The following is an 18,156-nucleotide window of genomic DNA, read 5'->3' as shown; positions in this document are numbered from 1 at the left end:
CGGAAAACCACGATGAAGCCCTTCATAACCGATACCTTTCTCCTCGAAAGCGACGAGGCCGGCGCGCTCTACCACGGCTTCGCGAAGGACATGCCCATCATCGATTATCACTGCCATCTCTCGCCAGGGGACATTGCCGATGACCGGCGCTTCGAAAGCATAACCGAACTCTGGCTCGAGGGCGACCACTACAAGTGGCGCGCGATACGCGCGAACGGGGTGGAGGAGCGCCTCATCACCGGGGACGCGGGGCCGTGGGAAAAGTTTCAGGCCTGGGCCGCGACCGTGCCCCGCACGCTGGGCAACCCGCTCTACCACTGGACGCACCTTGAGCTCGCGCGCTGCTTCGGGATCGCCGATACGCTTCTCTGCGAAAAGACGGCGCGGGAAATCTACGAGTGCTGCAACGCCGCGCTGCGCGGCCCGGAATTCGGCGCGCGGGGACTCGTGCGAGCCATGAAGGTCGAGACCGTATGCACCACCGACGATCCCGCCGATTCCCTGGAACACCACGCGCGCTTCGATGCGGGCGCCGCGGGTTTCAAGCTCTATCCCGCATGGCGGCCCGACAGGGCGCTTCGCGCGGACGATCCCGCGCTGTTCAACGCGTGGCTGGACGCGCTGGGAAAATCCGCGGGCGCGCGGATCGAAACGTTAGGCGATATGAAAGAGGCCCTGCGCGCGCGCCAGGACTTCTTTCATGCGAAGGGATGCCGGCTCGCCGATCACGGCGTGGAGACGTTGCCCGGCACAGTCGCGAACGAGCGTGAGGCCTCGCGCGTGTTCGCGAAGGCGCGGGGGGCCGATACGCCCGGCCCCGGCGAGATGGACGCCTATCGCGGCCACATGCTCGATTTTCTCGCGCGTCTCAACCACCGGAAGGGATGGGGGCAGCAGCTTCACATGGGCGTGCTGCGGAACGTGAACACGCGCCGCTTCCGCGCCCTGGGGCCCGATTCCGGGTTCGATATGATCGGCGACTTTCGGCACGCGGCGCCCCTTGCCGCCTTTCTCGACCGGCTGGACGCGGACGACTCCCTCACGCGGACGATACTATACCCGGTAAATCCCTCCGGCAACGAGGTGATCGCGTCGGTGATCGGCTGCTTCCAGGACGCGTCGATCCCGGGAAAGATGCAGTTCGGGAGCGCCTGGTGGTTCCTCGACCAGAAGGACGGCATGGAGCGGCAGATGCGCGCGCTCGCGTCCATGGGGCTCCTCTCCCGCTTTGTGGGAATGACGACGGATTCCCGGAGCCTGCTTTCGTATCCGCGCCACGAATACTTCAGGCGTATCCTGTGCAACATGCTCGGGGAGGACATGCGGCGCGGCCTTATTCCGGACGATCTCGAGCTTGTGGGCGGAATGGTGGGGGACATCTGTTACCACAACGCGAAGGCGTGGTTCGGCTTTCCGTGAGCGGGGCTTCCCCTCCCCCTTGATCTACCCATTACCCATATCACAAAAACTGCCTCAGGAGGCCCCCTAAATCCCCCGGAGGGGGGTATGGGGGGCGTTTTTAACTTGTGGGTAATGGGTAGCATCGAGGGAGGGGAATGCGGATGAACGCTTCCAGCGAATACGCAATGACAGCATCTAAATTATGCCCCCCACGTTGACGCGCAGTCTTAATTTCCGTATCTTTCTTCAATCCAACCGCATTGTGCCGACCGACGGCGCCGTGGAAGCCGGTAGCCTTTTCTCGTAGCGGGAAAAGGGGAATCCGCAGGGCGCACACCTTCAACCAGGAGAGAATCGATGAAACGTATCGCATTGCTGTCTATCGCAGTGTTGGTCGCGGCGTCATGCACGTCGTGCACGGACAATCCGTATGAAAAGCTTCCCAAGGTTCCGGCATTCGCCGTGACCAGCACCGACGTGAAGAACGGGGAGGCCATGCCGGTCGCCCAGATGAGCGGCGTATTCGGGGCCGGCGGCAAGGACGATTCCCCGCAGCTCGCGTGGAGCGGGTTTCCAAAAGAAACCAAGAGCTTCGTCGTGACGCTCTACGATCCCGACGCGCCCACGGCCAGCGGGTTCTGGCACTGGGCCGTGGTGGACATCCCCGCGAACGTGACCATGCTCGCGACGGGGGCGGGCGCGCCGGAAGGGAAGGGCCTGCCCAAGGGCGCGTACATGCTGCCCAACGACGCGCGCAACGTGCGCTTCCTGGGCGCCGCTCCGCCGGTGGGCCACGGGAAGCACTGTTATTATTTCGTGGTGCACGCGGTCGATGTCGAGACCCTGGGGGTCCCCAAAGACGCGACCCCCGCGTTCCTCGGGTTCAACCTGTTCACCCACACCCTGGCCCGCGCGACGCTCGTGACCTGGGCCGAGAGGAAGGAAGCGGCAAAAAAACCATAAACATGCGTATCGGCGCGTTGTAACGGAAAGGGGGATGAAGGGATTGAAGAGATGGGGGAGATAAAAGATGAAGGGTCCTATTGTAAATTAGTGAGAAAGGTCCGGTATGAACAACAGCCGGGCCCGTGAACAAGAAAAGCGCATATAGGCGAGCCGTTCCCCTCCCCCTTGATGGGGGAGGCCGGGTGGGGGTGAAGAAGCACCATACCAGGTTGGGCATCATCACCCTCCCCTGGCCCCTCCCGTCAAGGGAGGGGTAGGTGGATGGACATTTTCGTATCTGGAGGAGCCATGAGCATAAGGAAAATCAGGAAGATCATCAAAAGCAGGCCGGTACTCGAGGGCGCCGGGGTGCATCTCAAGAGGGCCATTGGGTTCGGCGAGGCGACCATGTTCGACCCGTTCCTGCTGCTGGACGATTTCCGTTCGGGGAAGGAGTCGGATTATATTCGCGGCTTCCCCTGGCATCCCCATCGCGGCATCGAGACGATAACCTACATGCTGCGCGGTAACGTCGAGCACGGCGACAGCATGGGCAACAAGGGCGTCATCTCCGCCGGGGATATCCAGTGGATGACCGCGGGCAGCGGCATCATACACCAGGAGATGCCCAAGGGCGACGCGCAGGGGGTGATGAACGGCTTCCAGCTCTGGGCGAACCTGCCGCGCTCCCACAAGATGATGGACCCGCGTTACCAGGAGATCAGGAGTTCCGATATACCGGAAGTCGAGGCGGGCGGCGGGGTCAGGATCAGAATCATCTGCGGCGCAGTGGGCGGTACCCCCGGGCCGGTTAAGGACATCGTTACCGAGCCGGAATATCTCGACATCACCGTTCCCGCGGGCTGCGAGTACACGCATCCCGTCAAGAAGGGGCATACCGCGCTCGCGTATGTAATCGGAGGGAAATGCTATTTTTGCAACGAGCGGAAACCCTTCGCCCACGACGCGGAGGGCGTTAACTATTTCGACTTCACGCAGGAGCCGTTTGTCGCGAACGAGACCCTCGTGCATTTCGGGGACGGGGACTCGGTCCTGGTCGCCACCGGCACCGAGCCCGCGCGGTTCCTTCTCATATCGGGCAGGCCCATAGGCGAACCGGTGGCGTGGTATGGGCCCATCGTGATGAATACCCAGGACGAGCTGCGGGTGGCGTTCGAGGAATACCAGGCGGGCACCTTTATCAAGCACAAGTGACCCCCGGTTCCCCGTACCCTGAAAAATTCATCCGCGAATGGGTTGACAAATCGCCATGCGTGCGTATACTGATTGCGCATAACGCCGAAAGCGCACGGGGCGCGTGGCCGGGTGCGGCAGGCGGCGTAAAACGAAATTGGCTAAAACTGGTTGACAAGCGAGTCTAATTTGAATAGAACCATGGAGTTTGCAGGCGCGCTTCCCCGCATCGCCGGTCGAGCGCGCATTGAAAAAAAGAACGGCACCTGCAAAAGGCGGAGTATTTTTCGGACAGGACATCGCACACACGATTCTGCGGCCTGTCGGATTTCATCTGCACTACGAGTGGGGATTGGCGGTATGATACGCATGGACCGTATGCCGGCGACAATGGACCCGGGAGGCATGGACCCGGCGCGAAGGGGTTATTTCGCGCGGGCTTCCCGTTTTTCCCTCCCGGACGTATATCGGACCCCCGCGGCTTTTAAAGGATGCCCCGGCCGCACGGGAGCGTCTCGCAACGAGGGTGCGCAGTGAAACACGACGAGAGCGCCATCCCCGGGTTTCCCTACCTTGAGCTCGTTCACGAGCTTCCGGACATCATGTATAAGATCGATCCCGAGGGTCGATTCACCTTCCTGAGCAACTCAATATCGAGATGGGGCCACGATCCGTGCGCCCTCCTGGGAAGGCATTTCAGCGAGGTGATCCATCCCGAGGACGTGCCGCGCGTTACGCGCGAGAGCGTCCTCGCGACGATGCGGGAGGAGGGGGCGTGCACGGACGAGCCCCCCAGAATCATGGACGAGCGAAGGACGGGGGCGCGCATCACGAAGCACCTGAAGGTGCGCCTTAAGCCGGGGCCGGGCCCGCGTTCGGTGCATCGCGAGCCGCACTACGAGGTATTCGCGACCGGGACCTATGCGGGCGGGAACGGCTCCGGGAGGGTGCTTTCCGGGACGTTCGGCATCATGCGCGACGTGAGCGAGGTGGAGAGCGGGGAGCGCGCCCTGGTGCGCACCGAGCATTATTACCGGCGCCTCACGGAGGATTCCACCGACATCGTAAGCGTGCTCGCGCATGACGGGACCATATTGTTCAAGAGCGAATCGGCGCGGCGGATACTGGGGCGCGATCCCGTGGAAATGATAGGATCGCACGAGACCGAGTTCGTCCACTGGGACGACGCCGCCGCGTTCTCCGCCGTGCTCGAGATGGAGTGGGTGCATCCCATCGTGCATTCCGTCGCGTACCGCTTCCTCCACGGGGGCGGGGAGTGGAGGGTGCTCGAGGCGACCATCAAGCGGGTGAGCGACGCCAATGACGCGACCGCCTGCTTCGTGCTGAACTCCCGCGACATCACCGAGATGGAACGCGCGCGCGGGCAGATCAGGGAATCCGCGAAAAAGTTCAAAACCATCGTTGGGCACCTTTCCGAGGTCATCGTCATCGTTGACGCCGCGGGCGATATCGAGTACGTGAGCGAGATCATCGAGCCCATGCTGGGGTATACCCCGATCCAGATCGCCGGGACCAGCATCCTGGACCTGTTTCATCCCCGGGACCGTTCCGTGATAATGGAGCGGCTCAACATGTGGGTGTCCTCCTGCCGCGACGGTGTCATCCCGAACATCAGGGTTTGCACCCGCGGCGGCGTGCAAAAAACCGTGGAGATTGCCGTGTGCGATTTGAGGAACGATCCCTGCATCGGGGGAATACTCCTGAACATGCGCGACACCACCGACAAGACCGAGAACGAGCGCGCGCGCCGCAGGAGCGAGAACAAGTTCCGCACCCTTTACGAGAACGCCCTCGTGGGCATGATGACCATCGACCTCTCGAAGAGAACAATCATCGCGGCGAACGACATGGGGTACTCGCTTTTCGGGCACGCGTCGAAAGACGAATTTATCGGGCTTCCCATCCAGGAAAAGATCGCCGACGGGCAGCGATGGCAGGAGATTCGCAGCGCCCTGAGGGAGCACGGCGAGGTCCGCAACGCCGAGGTGCTTTTCAGGCGGACCGACGGCAGCACCTTCTGGGGGGGGATCACCGCGAAGGTCTTTGCCGGCGAGGGCATCATCGAGGCGATCGTCATCGACATCACCAAGAGCAAGGAGAACGAGGAAAACGTCTTCCGGCTCAGGCATTACGATCCGCTCACGGAGCTTCCCAACAAGCAGATGCTCGCGCTCCTGCTCCAGAGGGAGATTTTGCATAATAACAAGTTCCTGCTCATGTGTATCGGCGTCGACCGGTTCAAGAACATCAACGAGATGTTCGGGATCGGCGCGGGCGATGAGCTCCTGAAAGCGATCGCCGACAAGCTCAGGCTTACCTATTTCAAGAAGGACGTCGTGTCGCATTTCGAGGGGGACAAGTTCGTGGTGCTGCTCTTGGGGATCGGCACCTTCGACCGGGAAACGGACCTGGACAGGATCGCCAAGATCGCGAAAAAGGCGCAGGATATCTTCGCCGATACGTTCAGCATCGGGGACGCGCAGATCGCGGTCACCACGAGTATCGGCCTGGTCGTATATCCCGACGACGGGACGACCCCGGAATCGCTCCTGAAAAACTGCGAGTCCGCGATGTATATCGCGAAGGGCAGGGGAGGAAAGGCCTTCCACTATTACGACGGGGCGCTCAACGAAAAGATGATGTCGCGCCTGGTCCTGGAGCGGCAGATTTCCCGGGCCATACAGGAAAACGAATTCGTGCTGCATTACCAGCCGAAGGTGGACGCAATGGGCCGCATCGCCGGGCTCGAGGCGCTCATACGCTGGCGCGCCCCCTCGGGCGCGTTCGTGAGCCCGGCCGAGTTCATCCCGCTGGCCGAGAAAAACGGCATGATCATCGACATAGGGCGCATCGCGCTTGAAACCGCATGTGCCCAGGGAAAGCGCTGGCAGGAGGCCGGGATCGCGCCGGTGCGCATCGCCGTGAACCTCTCCCCCTACCAGTTCTCCCACGAGGACCTGCTGCGCGATATCGCCGGGGCGCTCGCGAAGACGGGGCTGGACCCGCAGTGGCTGGAGCTCGAGATCACGGAGAGCGGCATCATGAACGACGAGGAGGACGGGGTGCGCAAGCTCGGCGAGATCCACCGCATGGGGATTGCCCTTTCCATAGACGATTTCGGTACCGGGTATTCCTCGCTCTCCAAGCTCCGGCTCTACCCGCTGGACGCGCTCAAGATCGACAAGTCCTTCGTGGACTACCTGCCCGGCGACCGCATGTCGGAGACCATCGCCGCGGCGATCGTGACCCTGGGACACAACCTGGGATTCAAGCTCGTCGCGGAAGGGGTCGAGACAAGGGAACAGCTGGATTTCCTGGTAAAGACGGGGTGCGATCTCTTCCAGGGATATCTCTACTACAAGCCCCTGGCGCCGGAAGACGTCGAGCGCTTCCTTGAGCGCGCCTGAGTTTCCCAAACTAAATTCTTTGCCTTTTTCCGGGAAGGGCTGTATTATTTGGTCAAGCGCCATTTATACAAAAAGCCGAAGTACCGGGAGAATAACGTGCCTACTCATCGTGCGGTGGCGGGAGGGAGCGGGATAGTCGTTTTCGTCTTCGGCGTCGCCGTGATGGCGGGGTGGCTGTTCGATATTCAGGGCCTGAAAAGCGTCCTGCCGGGCTGGGTAACCGTCAAGGCCAACACCGCGTTCGCGTTTATCCTGTGCGGAGGCGCGCTCGCACTTAATCCCTTTAAGAAGCACTCCCGCTCGATTCGGGCGGCAGCCGTATCGTGCGCGGTGCTGGCCGGCTTTATCGGGGCCGCGACGCTCGTCGAATACGCGGGTTCCCTAAATCCCGGGCTGGATCAAATGCTTTTCACCGAGAGCGCCACAGCCGTCCAGACATCGCATCCCGGACGCATGTCCCCTATGACGGCGATAAACTTCACGCTGATAGGCGCCTCGTACGCGCTCCTGTTGTTTAAAACCAGGAGCGCGGTTATAACCGGCCAGGTACTGGCGTGTCTCACGATGCTGATTGCGCTGGTCGCGATTATCGGCTATCTCTATTCGATCCACGAACTATATGGATCGAGCTCCTACACGTCGATCGCGCTTCCCACAGCGGTCACATTTCTGGTTCTGGGCGCGGGAGTGATTCACGTAACGCCGGATCGCGGCATCATGGCAACGGCAACGGGCGGCGGCCCGGGCGGCATCATCATCCGGCGCCTCATCCCCGCCGCCGTAATCATTCCCGCGTTTCTGGGATGGCTCAGTTTTATGGGCGGCGCACTGACTTACTACAGCATGGGTTTTGGGCTGGTGCTCTTCTCGGTTTCGAATATCGCGTTGCTTTCGGTCCTGATACTCTGGAGCGCCAGGACGATCAACAGGGAGTTCGCCGTCAAGGTCCGCGCCCAGGCGGAGATGGCGCGGGTCAGGGAGCGCACCGAGGAACTGGAGGAGCGCGTGCGGGAACGCACCAGCGAGCTCGCGATCGCGCTCGGCGCGGCCGATGCGGCGAACAGGGCCAAGACCGATTTCCTCGCAAATATGAGCCATGAGCTCCGGACACCGCTCAACTCCATTATCGGCTTCGCGGAAATCCTCCAGGACGGGCTCTACGGCGGACTGAACGAGAAGCAGCTATCATACCTGGACTTTATCGACACGAGCTCCCGCCACCTCCTGGACCTCATTAACGACATTCTTGACCTCTCCAAGGTGGAGGCGGGGAAAATGGAGATGCATACCGAGGTGCTCAATCTGGGGGACGCGGTCCGGATGACGATGTCCATGCTCAAAGAGAAGGCTTTCGCGCACGGCATCGAGCTTTCAATGGAGGCGGTACCGAATAAAGGCCCGGCTATCGAGGCGGACGCGCGGAAAATCAAGCAGATACTCTTCAATCTGATGAGCAACGCCGTCAAATTCACCCCGGACGGCGGGCGGGTGACGGTGTCCGTTGGGCCCGCGCCGGGCGAACCCGATTCGGTGCTGGCGGCGGTCGCGGATACGGGCATAGGAATCAAGCCCGGGGAAATCCAGAAATTGTTTTCGGAATTTACGCAACTCGAATCTCCCCTGGAGAAAAGGTATCAGGGCACCGGGCTGGGTCTCGCCCTCACGAAAAAACTGGTAGAGCTTCATGGCGGGAAGATTTGGGTGGAAAGCGAATACGGTAAAGGGAGCATCTTTTATTTCACGATGCCGGTACGCGCGCACGCGCCCTACGGAACCGGACAGGGCGGGGGCGCGGACTGAAAGGGGACGACCTGGGGATGCATAGCAACGGCAGGGAAAACGACACGCTGGGTACGATGCGTCGAATCGAGAACCGGCTCAAGCTGATCCTTGAGTCCGGCCCGGTCGTCTCCTATATATGCGCTGCGTCCAACGGATTTCGGATCGTCTTCATGGGCGAAAACGTTTTTTCCCTGCTGGGATACAAGGCCCATGAATTCATCGACGATCCCGGTTTTCGCGACGCGCACATCCACCCGGACGACGCCGCGTCGGTCCGGGAGGCGCTTCGCGCCATCTTCAAAAAAAAGCGTGACGCGCGGGAGTACCGCATGCGCCACAGGGACGGCTCGTATCTCTGGCTGCACGATGAGCTCAGGCTTATGGAAGGCGAAAACGGAAGCCCGGTGGAGATTGGCGGGAGCTGGTTCGATATCTCCAAGAGAAGGGAGGCGGAGGAGTTGCTCAGCCTGACCGATGAACGCTTCCGGCTCATAACCGAGAACATGATGGACCTGGTTTCCATACTCGACGATCAGGGCACGGTGCTGTACGCGAGCCCCTCGCATAGCGCGATTACGGGGTGTGACGCTCCTGATTTGATAGGGAGATCGGTATTCGATCTCGTCCATCCCGGGGAGGCTCCGGCGGTCCGCGCTGCCTTCAATGATCTGCTCGCCACGCGCTCCTCAACACGGGTTGAATACCCTGCTTTCGGAAATCGGGGGAAGCGCTGGTTCGAAAGCATCGCGAGTATCGTGAGCCCTATGGAAGGCCGCGTGTGCTTAGTAATCGTGAACTCCCGCGACATCACCGAAAGAAAAGAGAGCGAGGAAGTGATCGTACGGCTCAACAAAGAGCTTCGCGCCCGCAACAGCGACCTGGAATCGCAAAAACTGCTGGCCGAAGCGGCGAACCGGTCCAAGACAGCGTTTCTCTCGAACATAAGCCATGAGCTCACCACGCCGCTTAATTCCATAATCGGCTTTTCGGAGGTGCTCCAGGACGGGCTTTCGGGGGAATTGAACGCGCGGCAAAAGGATTATGTCGGCTTTATCGAAACAAGCGGCAGGCGCCTTCTCGATATCCTGCTGAACCTGGTCGAGCTCGCCGGCCTGGAGTTTAACGACACGGTCTTGCAGCCGGGGAGCCTCATAATCAGGGACTTGGTCTTGTCCGCGGCGGCCATGTTCCGCGACGAGGCATACAAACGCAACATCACCCTGATTCATTCGGTAAAACCGGGCGCCAACATCACGATCGAGGCCGACGCGGCCAAGATCAAGCAGGTTCTCTTTCACCTGGTCAACAACGCCGTCAAGTTTACGCCCGACGGCGGCACGGTCGCCGTCTCCGCGATCAGAAAGGCGGAGTATGTCGAGATCGAGGTCGCGGATACGGGAATCGGCATCGAGGAGGCGCGCATCGCGGAGCTTTTTCAGCCGTTCGCGCAGCTCGAGTCGCCCTTTGAAAAGCGCTATGCCGGCGCGGGCGTGGGTCTGTTTCTCGCGAAGAAGCTCGTGGAGCTTCACGGGGGCGGTATACGGGTACATAGCAGCCCGGGAAAGGGGAGCGCGTTCACGTTCACCCTGCCGGTTTATCGGGAGGACTCGCATGAATCATAAGGTGCTCATCGTTGAGGACAACCTGGCCAACAGGACCCTCCTCCGGGATGTTCTTCTTCATTACGGGTTCGATACGCTGGAAGCCGTGAACGGCCTGGAGGGTATCAGGATGGCGCGGGAGGCACGCCCCGACGTAATCCTTATGGATCTCCAGATGCCCGTCATGAACGGCTACTCGGCGATCGAGGTCTTGAAGGCCGACCCCGTTACGCGGGATATGAAGATAATCGCCGTGACCTCGTTCGCGATGACCGGGGACCGGGAGAAGGTAATGGCCACGGGCGCCGACGAGTATATCGCGAAGCCGATCGATACCAGAAAATTGCCGGAAATAATTAAAAACATCATTTCGGAATAAGCGGATTCGAACACTATCCGGAGGGAACCGTTATGGAGCCTAAGCATATATTATGCGCGGATGACGAGCGGGCGAATCTGGCGCTCCTGGAGGCGCTCCTGCTCCCCAGGGGATACCGCGTCACCACTGCGGAGAATGGGATCGAAGCGCTCGCCTTCGCGATGCAGCACAACGTCGATCTGATCCTTCTCGATGTAATGATGCCCACCCTGAACGGTTTCGAGGTATGCAAACAACTCAAACAGGACGAGCGGTTTAGAAGGGTGCCCATTGTGCTGCTCACCTCGCTTCGTTCCAAACAGGACCGCATTAAGGGCATTGAAGCCGGGGCCGAGGATTTCATCTCCAAGCCGTTCAACCAGGGCGAGGTGCTCGCGCGCATCGCGATGCTGCTGCGAATGAAGGAACTGGACGACCAGCTTGAGCACGCCTACACCAACATTAACAGCATGACGCATTTTGGCGAGCAGTTGATTAAAAACTTTGATCCCATGCGCTTTGATCTGGCGGAGGGAGTCAAGCGCTTCGTCTCGCAGATAATTGCCGGTGATGAAACGCGCCCCGGGAAACCCCGTATCCTGATCGTGGGCATAGCGGCGGATTTCGGATGGGAGTGGCGCATGTATTCCATGGAGGCGGGCGTCATCGTGAAGAGCGGCTTCGATATGGACCTGCACGACCTGTTAACGGCGGGAAACGGATCTAATATAGGGTTTTTAAATAATTCCGACCTCGAATCAGGGAAGTGGGAACCGCTCGGTCATGGGCTCGCCGGCCTGTCGATTGAGGCGGATAACCTGGTTTTTCACGCGGACGAAAAGCTGACGGTCATGGCCGTTAATTACGGGAGAACCGTGACGCGCCACGACGCCGCGGTGCTGAACAACCTGGTCCTCAATACCATGTTCCTGAAATCGCTCTCGGTACAGATCAAGGAAACGGAAAACGCCTTCGAATACACGATCCAGGCGCTCGCCCGCGCCTCGGAGGCGAACGACGAGGACACGGGTAATCACATCATGCGTGTCGGCGAATACAGCGCGGCCCTGGCCCGGGAGCTGGGATTCCCCGAGACATTCATCAGGACAATACGGTTTCAGGCCCCCATGCACGATATCGGGAAAATTCACGTGCATCCGGATATTTTAAAGAAGCCCGGAAAGCTCACTGCCGAGGAGTTTGAAAAGAACAAACTGCATACCGTGCAAGGCGGGAAGATTCTCGGCGAACATCCCCGCCTCGCGATGGCGCGCAGCATCGCCCTCACGCACCACGAGCGCTGGGACGGGACCGGTTATCCGCGCCGCCTGCAGGGGGACGCCATTCCCCCCGAGGGGAGAATCCTGACCATCGCGGACCAATACGACGCCCTGCGCAACGCACGGGTCTATAAACCGGCATACGATCACCCGACGGCGCACGCGATCATCACCGAGGGCGACGGGAGGACGCTCCCCGCCCATTTCGATCCCCAGGTGCTGGCGGCCTACAGGAAAATCTCCTCGAAATTCGAGGAGATATATGATAGACTTGCATGAGGCCCGATGCGCGCACGTCGCCTGGGACCGGGATAAAGAATGGAGCATGCAAAGGTTCTTATTGTCGAAGACGATAAGCTGATCGCCGCCGCGGTCGCGCGGATACTGGGCGCCCACGGCTATGAGATCGCGGGAACCGCGTCGAGCGGGAAGCAGGCCTTGTCCCTCATCGAACGGACACGTCCCGACGTCATTCTCATGGACATTTTTCTCGAGGGCGGCATGGACGGCATCGAGACCACCAGGGCCATAAACGAGAAACACGGAACCCCCGTGATCTTCACGACCGCCTATTCCGACGAGGAAACCGTGCGAAGGGTCAACGAGGTCGAGTCGTTCGGTTACCTGCTGAAGCCGTTCAATGAAAACGAAATCGTAATCAACATACGGCTGGCCCTCGCCAAGCATCGAATAGAATCCCGTCTCAGGGAGAGCGAGTCGAGGTATCGGACCCTGTTTCATTCCTCGAACGACGCGATTTACATAAGAGACCTGGACGGAAACCTTCTGGATTTCAACCGGTCGCTCATGGACCTGCTCGGCTACACCAGGGAGGAACTGCTCGCCGTCAAGGCCGGCACGACATACGTTCGTCCGGAGGACAGGCTCCTGTTTCAGGATTTGCTTGCGGCCAACGGCTATGTCCGGGACTTCGAGACGCAGCTTCGTCGCAAGGACGGGTCGGAATTCACCTGCCTTGTAAGCGCGTCGTTACTTCGGGAGGAAAAAGGGGGACCCGTCCTGATTCAAGGCATTCTCCGCGACATCACGGAACAGCGAGAGGCCCTGCGGCAGATCGAGTCGGCCCACGCGGAGATAGTCTACATATTGAACGCCATTACCTCCATCCTGATCGGGGTATCGCTCAAGGACGTGGTTACGCACTGGAACCCCGCGGCGGAGGCCGCGTTTCAATGCGGCGCGGCGGATGTCGTGGGCCGCAGGTTCGGTGAGATCCCTATCGAGTGGGAGTGGGCGAGGATTTACGAGGGCATAGCGGATTGTACCAGCGAGGAACGGACGGTGCGCCTTGACGACTTGTCGTATACCGACGCCCGGGGGGATTCCAGGATTCTCGGGGTGTCGATTAATCCCCTCAAGGACGGGAAAGGATTGTTAATCGGATTCATCGTCACGGGGGCGGACATCACGGAGCGGCGGGTGCTTGAAGAACAGCTTGCCCACGCTCAGAAGATGGAATCCATTGGTCAGCTTTCCGCGGGCATCGCTCATGAGATCAATTCGCCCCTTCAATATATTTCCGATAATCTTTCGTTCCTGAAGGACGCCTTTGCCGACTACGACGTAATCGCGCGCGCATATGAGCTGCACGTCATGCCACGGGACAATCCCGCCGCCGATACGCGTGCGGATAGCGTCCATGAGGCCGCGCGCGGCATCGATCGCGCGTTTCTCGCCGTCGAAGTCCCGGGCGCGATCGGCGAATCTATTACCGGCGTTCAAAGGGTCGTGTCGATAATAAAGTCCATGAAGGAGTTCTCCCATCCGGGCTCGGCGAAAAAGGTCCCCACCGATATCAACAAGACTATTGAGAGCGCGATCACCATCTCAAGGAACGAGTGGAAATACGTTGCCGACGTGAAGACCGAATTCGATCCGGGGCTTCCGGCCGTCCCGCTCTTCGAAGGCGAGCTGAACCGGGCCGCGTTGAACATCATCATCAATGCGGCGCACGCCATCGGCGACGTCGCGCGAAAAGACGCCGGGGGCAAGGGGACGATCGGTGTCGCGACGAGGCTCGAGGGGGATTGGGTGGAAATACGCATATCCGACACCGGGACGGGAATCCCCAAAGAAATACAGCCCAGGATATTCGATCCCTTTTTCACCACAAAGGACGTAGGCAAAGGCACCGGGCAGGGGCTGGCAATCGCGTACGCGATCGTGGTGAAAAAGCACGGCGGCACGCTCACCTTCGATACCCGGCCGGGGGAGGGAACGACGTTCATCATCCGTCTGAAGGTTTCGGACGAGATCCTGGTGCTTCCGGAAACTGATTTTGCGGCCGGGGAAGGGATTTAGGGCCGGTATTCCGGTATGCTAATTCGTTTCAGGTGCCTGATTAAGCATGAACCAGTAGAGCCCCAGCTGGCCTACCGCCTCCACGAATTGTCCGAATTCCACGGGCTTGCGGATGTAGCTGTTGCACCCCAGGTTGTAGCAGGTAGTGAGGTCCGAATCCTCGTTCGAGGTCGTAAGAACCACCACCGGTAACGCGCGGGTCGTCTCGCGTTTCTTTATTTCCCTGAGGACCGTTATTCCATCGATCTTCGGCAGGTTCAGGTCCAGCAGGATGAGCCCCGGGAGGTCGCATGTGTCTCTTCCCGCGTACTCCCCCTCGCAGAACAGGTAATCCAGCGCCTCCTGGCCGTCCTGCGCGACGACTATTTCGTTCGCGACGCGCTTGAGGGAAAATGCCCGCTTCGTGAGAATAACGTCGCTCGGGTTGTCTTCTATGAGTAAAATCTTTTTACGTTTCGTCATACCCTGCCGATGCTCCCTTCGAATACTTACTTAATAGCGCAACACCAAACACCCCACTGGCACCTGCCCCAGAGCGGTCATTATAATATACCTATAAAGTGAAATAAAAGCACGCACCTTTTTCCGGCTCACCCACGGCAAAAATTTCGCCCCCGTGGCGGTTCACGATGCGTTTTACCGTGGCAAGCCCTATACCGGTTCCGGGAAATTCCGACCGGCGGTGAAGCCGCTGGAAGGGCGTAAAGAGCTTGGATGCGAACCGGGGGTCGAACCCGGTACCGTTATCCCGCACGAAAAACGGGGATTTGCCCTCCATCTCGACCCGGGAGAATTCGATAACCCCCTTTTCCCTTCTTGACGTGAATTTCCAGGCGTTTTCGAGCAGGTTGCGCAGGATCGCGGTTATGAGCGCCGGGTCCCCGAACGCGGTGAGATCGGGTTGCGCCTTGAACTCGACGTCCCGCGCCGGGTAAAGCTCCCTGAGCTCGCGGTCGATCGCGAGGGCCGTCCCGCTCATGTCCACGGTCTCGCGCCGCAGTTCCTTACGGCTGAGACGCGATAATTGGAGCAGGGCGTCGATAAGCTCCGCCATCCGCTGGGTCTCGCTGCGTATCGTGGCGAGATACTCGATCCCCTTGCCCGTGAGCGCGTTCCCGTACTCCTCGACAAGGGCCAGGCCCCATCCGTCGATCCCGCGCAAGGGCGCCCGCAGGTCGTGCGAAACGGCGTAGGAGAAGCTCTCCAGTTCCTGGACGGCGGCCGCGAGCTCCGCGGTGCGTGCCTCGACCCGCGTTTCCAACTCCAGGTTCAGCTTGTTGATCTCTATTTCCGCCAGTTTTCGCGTGGTGATATTCGAGAACATGATCGCGAATTTTCCCCGGTCAAGGGGATAGGCCTTGAATTCAAAATGCCCGCCCAACGCGTATGAGAAATCCTCGAATTCCGCGGGCTCGCCCGTGAGCGCCGTGATACCGAACCGGTCGATCAGCCGTTCCTCGATTCCCGGCATGACCTCGCGTGCCGTGCTGCCCACGGCGTCCCCCGCGCGGAGGCCCGTGAGTTTTTCGGACGCGGGGTTAAGGGACAGGAAGCGAAAATCCGAGGGCCTGCCCCGGTCGTCCACGAGCATCTCGCACACGGCGAAACCGGTCATCATCTGCTCGAACAACAGCCTGTACCGTTCCTCCGCCCGCCTGCGCTCGATGATCTCCTGCCGGAGCTCGGCGTTGATCGACTCTATGCGGGTGCGGGCGAGTACCGTGTCTTCCATCAGGTTGAGCGCCGCCAGGCGCGCGGTATCGAGCTCCCCAGTCCGCTCCTTCACCCTTGCTTCGAGCGTTTCATTCATCATGCGCAGCGCTTCCACCGCCCGCACGCGCTCGGTGATGTCCTCGTTCGTCGAAATGAAGAGGTGGCGTTCGCCGATATCGACTTTGTGCAGGTTGACAAGAATGATGTGCGCGGCGCCCTCGCGTGAAACGGCCGTCATCTCGAAATTTCGCACCGATCCGCTGTTCCGGAACTCGTTCAGCAAACGCTCCCTGGAATCCGCGTCGGGAACCAGGCCCAGGTCCAGGGACGTCTTCCCGATCACGTCTTCCTTCCGGTTGAAACCCATGAGATCCAGCCAGGCCCTGTTCACGTTGAGCTGCACCCCGTCCGGCAGGGAGGCCAGCGACATGGCGATAGGGGCCGCATCGAACATGGTCGCGAACAGTTTTTCGCTTTCACGCAGGGCACGCTCGGCCGTTTTGCCCGCGGTGATGTCCCGGGCAACGTGAATCGAGCCCGTCATCCTCCCGTCCCGGTCCGGCAACGGGGTCGTGCTCACAAGGAATTCCCCCCCGAGACGGTCCTCCCGGACCTCCATCGTATGTTCCCGGGAATCCTTGATCGTCAGGGCATGCGGGCAGAAAGCCGGCGGCCCGTCGGTTCCGTGCACGACCTCATAGCATATTCGGCCTGTGCATTGCGCGGGCGTCACGCCGAGCCGTTGCGCCATTGCCTTGTTGGCGCGCACAATCCGGTGCTTATCATCGAGTATGGCGATCAGGTCGGGGACGCTGTCAAATGTCCGCTCCCATTCCTTCTCCGCCGCCCGGATGTCTTCTCCCGCCATAAAGGTCCGTCTCCGCTGCAGGTGGAGCTGCCAGGAGCTCAAAACGCAGATTATGGGAGTCACGAACAGGGTGAGGGCGATTACCATGGCTTCCTGCGGCGACCGCGGGCCCAGGGATACGATTACCGCCTCCGCGGTCAGGATTGCCGTCGAGATCGCGAGCTGGTTGGTAAATCTGGTGGGAATGACAAGAAGAAAAAGAAATACGGCGACCACGGCGACCATCAGGTGACCGATATAGCTTGAGGGACGAAGTGCCGCAAGGCCCGCCAGGGTCAATGCGCAGGCAAGCTCCCAGCCAAATATGAACCGGTCGTAGGATGTGTGCGATTTTATCCCGCTCATGCGCGCAAGCAACAGCGCGGTAGAGACAACCAGGGCAAGCCGCCACAGGGTAATGGCATAGAACGGCCAGGTGAAGCCATAGAAAAGGTAATCGTTGACGGCATACCCTGCGATGGGCACCAATAAAAGCAGGATGCAGATCCTGGCCTGGGCGATATCCGTACCAAGCTGCGATTGCCTGAAACGTTCTTCCATCTCATGGGTCAGTCCAAAGGTCAGCCATTTAGCGGGCATTATCCGACATCCTGACGAATAACCATATAGTATCGCGAGAACTGTGATCAATCGCCCCCCGCGTGCGGCGACGGTAACTATAGGTGAAGGTTGGCGGCGGCGTGGATTAACCGGCAGCAGTATAGATAATAAATATCGTTATGTCAACCGCCAATTCATAATTCGGGGACGGAAATACCGGCGGGTTTGAATTAATTTTCGGGCACCCGGATCATAGCCGGGAAAACCGTTCATATTTTTCATTCCCCATTCGTATTCACTTTGGACGCTCAGTTTTGTCCCGGAGGATACGGAATGCTTCGCACTTCTATAAACATGAGCCACATCGTCTTCGTGAATATCGCCCTTGCCGCGGCAAAGCTCAAAACAAGCCGCCAGGCGGTCGTCATCATGCTCCTGAAGCGCGTTCTGCGCGATATTGACCGGTTTCAGGGAGGGTTTACTCTGGTGAGGTATCAGCCTCGTGACCCTTTGAAGCGTTGGCATTGTTTTCCTATTCGCTTCAGGAAGAATGAGAATGAGTTTGCTTCGGATTTCCGTAAGTTGAGCCGGTTCTCGGTCTCGCATCTGGTGGCCATCGCGACGAAGCGCTACCTGCACGAGCTGCTGCGCGATTCGGCCGGAAGGCATAATTATGTTCGGTTCCCCCATTATGCCATCGGCCAAAGGAGCGCAGGGGGCATTC

Annotated in this window: 12 protein-coding genes; 10 read left to right on the top strand and 2 right to left on the bottom strand. The window is 59.8% G+C overall.

Annotated features, from left to right (window positions below):
• Positions 1–12 precede the first annotated feature (12 nt).
• The 9 genes from uxaC to EPN93_08745 all read left to right on the top strand — a co-directional run bounded on the left by uxaC (position 13) and on the right by EPN93_08745 (position 14,311).
• A complete protein-coding gene (gene uxaC / locus EPN93_08785; protein TAL36190.1) occupies positions 13–1,419 on the top strand; it encodes a glucuronate isomerase in 1,407 nt (468 codons plus the stop codon).
• Positions 1,420–1,758: 339 nt separating this feature from the next.
• Positions 1,759–2,364: a YbhB/YbcL family Raf kinase inhibitor-like protein gene (locus EPN93_08780; GenBank protein TAL36189.1), complete on the top strand. Its 606-nt coding sequence runs from the start codon at positions 1,759–1,761 to the stop codon at positions 2,362–2,364.
• Positions 2,365–2,655: 291 nt separating this feature from the next.
• A complete protein-coding gene (locus EPN93_08775; protein ID TAL36188.1) occupies positions 2,656–3,561 on the top strand; it encodes a pirin family protein in 906 nt (301 codons plus the stop codon).
• Between the two features lie 470 nt (positions 3,562–4,031).
• Complete coding sequence (locus EPN93_08770; protein TAL36187.1) at positions 4,032–6,968, top strand: EAL domain-containing protein; 2,937 nt, start codon at positions 4,032–4,034, stop codon at positions 6,966–6,968.
• A 162-nt stretch (positions 6,969–7,130) separates the two neighbouring features.
• Entirely contained in the window at positions 7,131–8,768 is a 1,638-nt protein-coding gene (locus tag EPN93_08765) for a hypothetical protein (GenBank protein TAL36222.1), read from the top strand.
• Positions 8,769–8,785: 17 nt separating this feature from the next.
• Positions 8,786–10,372 carry a hybrid sensor histidine kinase/response regulator gene (locus EPN93_08760; protein TAL36186.1) on the top strand — a complete coding sequence of 529 codons (1,587 nt, stop codon included), beginning with the start codon at positions 8,786–8,788 and terminating at the stop codon, positions 10,370–10,372.
• Positions 10,362–10,730, top strand: a complete 369-nt coding sequence (locus tag EPN93_08755) for a response regulator (protein ID TAL36185.1) — start codon at positions 10,362–10,364, stop codon at positions 10,728–10,730. The genes EPN93_08760 and EPN93_08755 overlap by 11 nt, the downstream gene beginning before the upstream one ends.
• A 32-nt stretch (positions 10,731–10,762) precedes the next feature.
• Entirely contained in the window at positions 10,763–12,268 is a 1,506-nt protein-coding gene (locus EPN93_08750) for a response regulator (protein ID TAL36184.1), read from the top strand.
• A 39-nt stretch (positions 12,269–12,307) separates the two neighbouring features.
• Positions 12,308–14,311, top strand: a complete 2,004-nt coding sequence (locus EPN93_08745; GenBank protein ID TAL36183.1) for a PAS domain S-box protein — start codon at positions 12,308–12,310, stop codon at positions 14,309–14,311.
• An 18-nt stretch (positions 14,312–14,329) separates the two neighbouring features.
• Here EPN93_08745 and EPN93_08740 read toward each other — a convergent pair whose 3' ends face one another.
• Both EPN93_08740 and EPN93_08735 read right to left on the bottom strand, forming a co-directional pair.
• Entirely contained in the window at positions 14,330–14,773 is a 444-nt protein-coding gene (locus tag EPN93_08740) for a response regulator (protein ID TAL36182.1), read from the bottom strand.
• Positions 14,774–14,864: 91 nt separating this feature from the next.
• Positions 14,865–17,471 (bottom strand): PAS domain S-box protein, encoded by a 2,607-nt coding sequence (locus tag EPN93_08735; protein TAL36181.1) that lies wholly within the window; start codon positions 17,469–17,471, stop codon positions 14,865–14,867.
• 294 nt (positions 17,472–17,765) lie between these two features.
• Between EPN93_08735 and EPN93_08730 the strand changes: the two genes are divergently transcribed.
• Positions 17,766–18,156: hypothetical protein (locus tag EPN93_08730; GenBank protein ID TAL36180.1), on the top strand; the 391-nt coding region annotated here is incomplete at its 3' end.

The organism is Spirochaetota bacterium (assembly GCA_004297825.1).
GTDB lineage: Bacteria > Spirochaetota > UBA4802 > UBA4802 > UBA5368 > FW300-bin19.
Note: the sequence above shows the minus strand (reverse complement) of the source record. Positions and strands in the feature narration are given on the sequence as shown.

What these genes read in the sequence shown, in the direction of transcription:
- EPN93_08755 (TAL36185.1), top strand. Translation starts at nt 10,362, where the DNA reads ATGAATCATAAGGTGCTCATCGTTGAGGACAACCTGGCCAACAGGACC.
- EPN93_08775 (TAL36188.1), top strand. Translation starts at nt 2,656, where the DNA reads ATGAGCATAAGGAAAATCAGGAAGATCATCAAAAGCAGGCCGGTACTC.
- uxaC (TAL36190.1), top strand. Translation starts at nt 13, where the DNA reads ATGAAGCCCTTCATAACCGATACCTTTCTCCTCGAAAGCGACGAGGCC.
- EPN93_08750 (TAL36184.1), top strand. Translation starts at nt 10,763, where the DNA reads ATGGAGCCTAAGCATATATTATGCGCGGATGACGAGCGGGCGAATCTG.
- EPN93_08740 (TAL36182.1), bottom strand. Translation starts at nt 14,773, where the DNA reads ATGACGAAACGTAAAAAGATTTTACTCATAGAAGACAACCCGAGCGAC.
- EPN93_08745 (TAL36183.1), top strand. Translation starts at nt 12,308, where the DNA reads ATGGAGCATGCAAAGGTTCTTATTGTCGAAGACGATAAGCTGATCGCC.
- EPN93_08760 (TAL36186.1), top strand. Translation starts at nt 8,786, where the DNA reads ATGCATAGCAACGGCAGGGAAAACGACACGCTGGGTACGATGCGTCGA.
- EPN93_08770 (TAL36187.1), top strand. Translation starts at nt 4,032, where the DNA reads ATGCCCCGGCCGCACGGGAGCGTCTCGCAACGAGGGTGCGCAGTGAAA.
- EPN93_08735 (TAL36181.1), bottom strand. Translation starts at nt 17,471, where the DNA reads ATGCCCGCTAAATGGCTGACCTTTGGACTGACCCATGAGATGGAAGAA.
- EPN93_08765 (TAL36222.1), top strand. Translation starts at nt 7,131, where the DNA reads ATGGCGGGGTGGCTGTTCGATATTCAGGGCCTGAAAAGCGTCCTGCCG.
- EPN93_08780 (TAL36189.1), top strand. Translation starts at nt 1,759, where the DNA reads ATGAAACGTATCGCATTGCTGTCTATCGCAGTGTTGGTCGCGGCGTCA.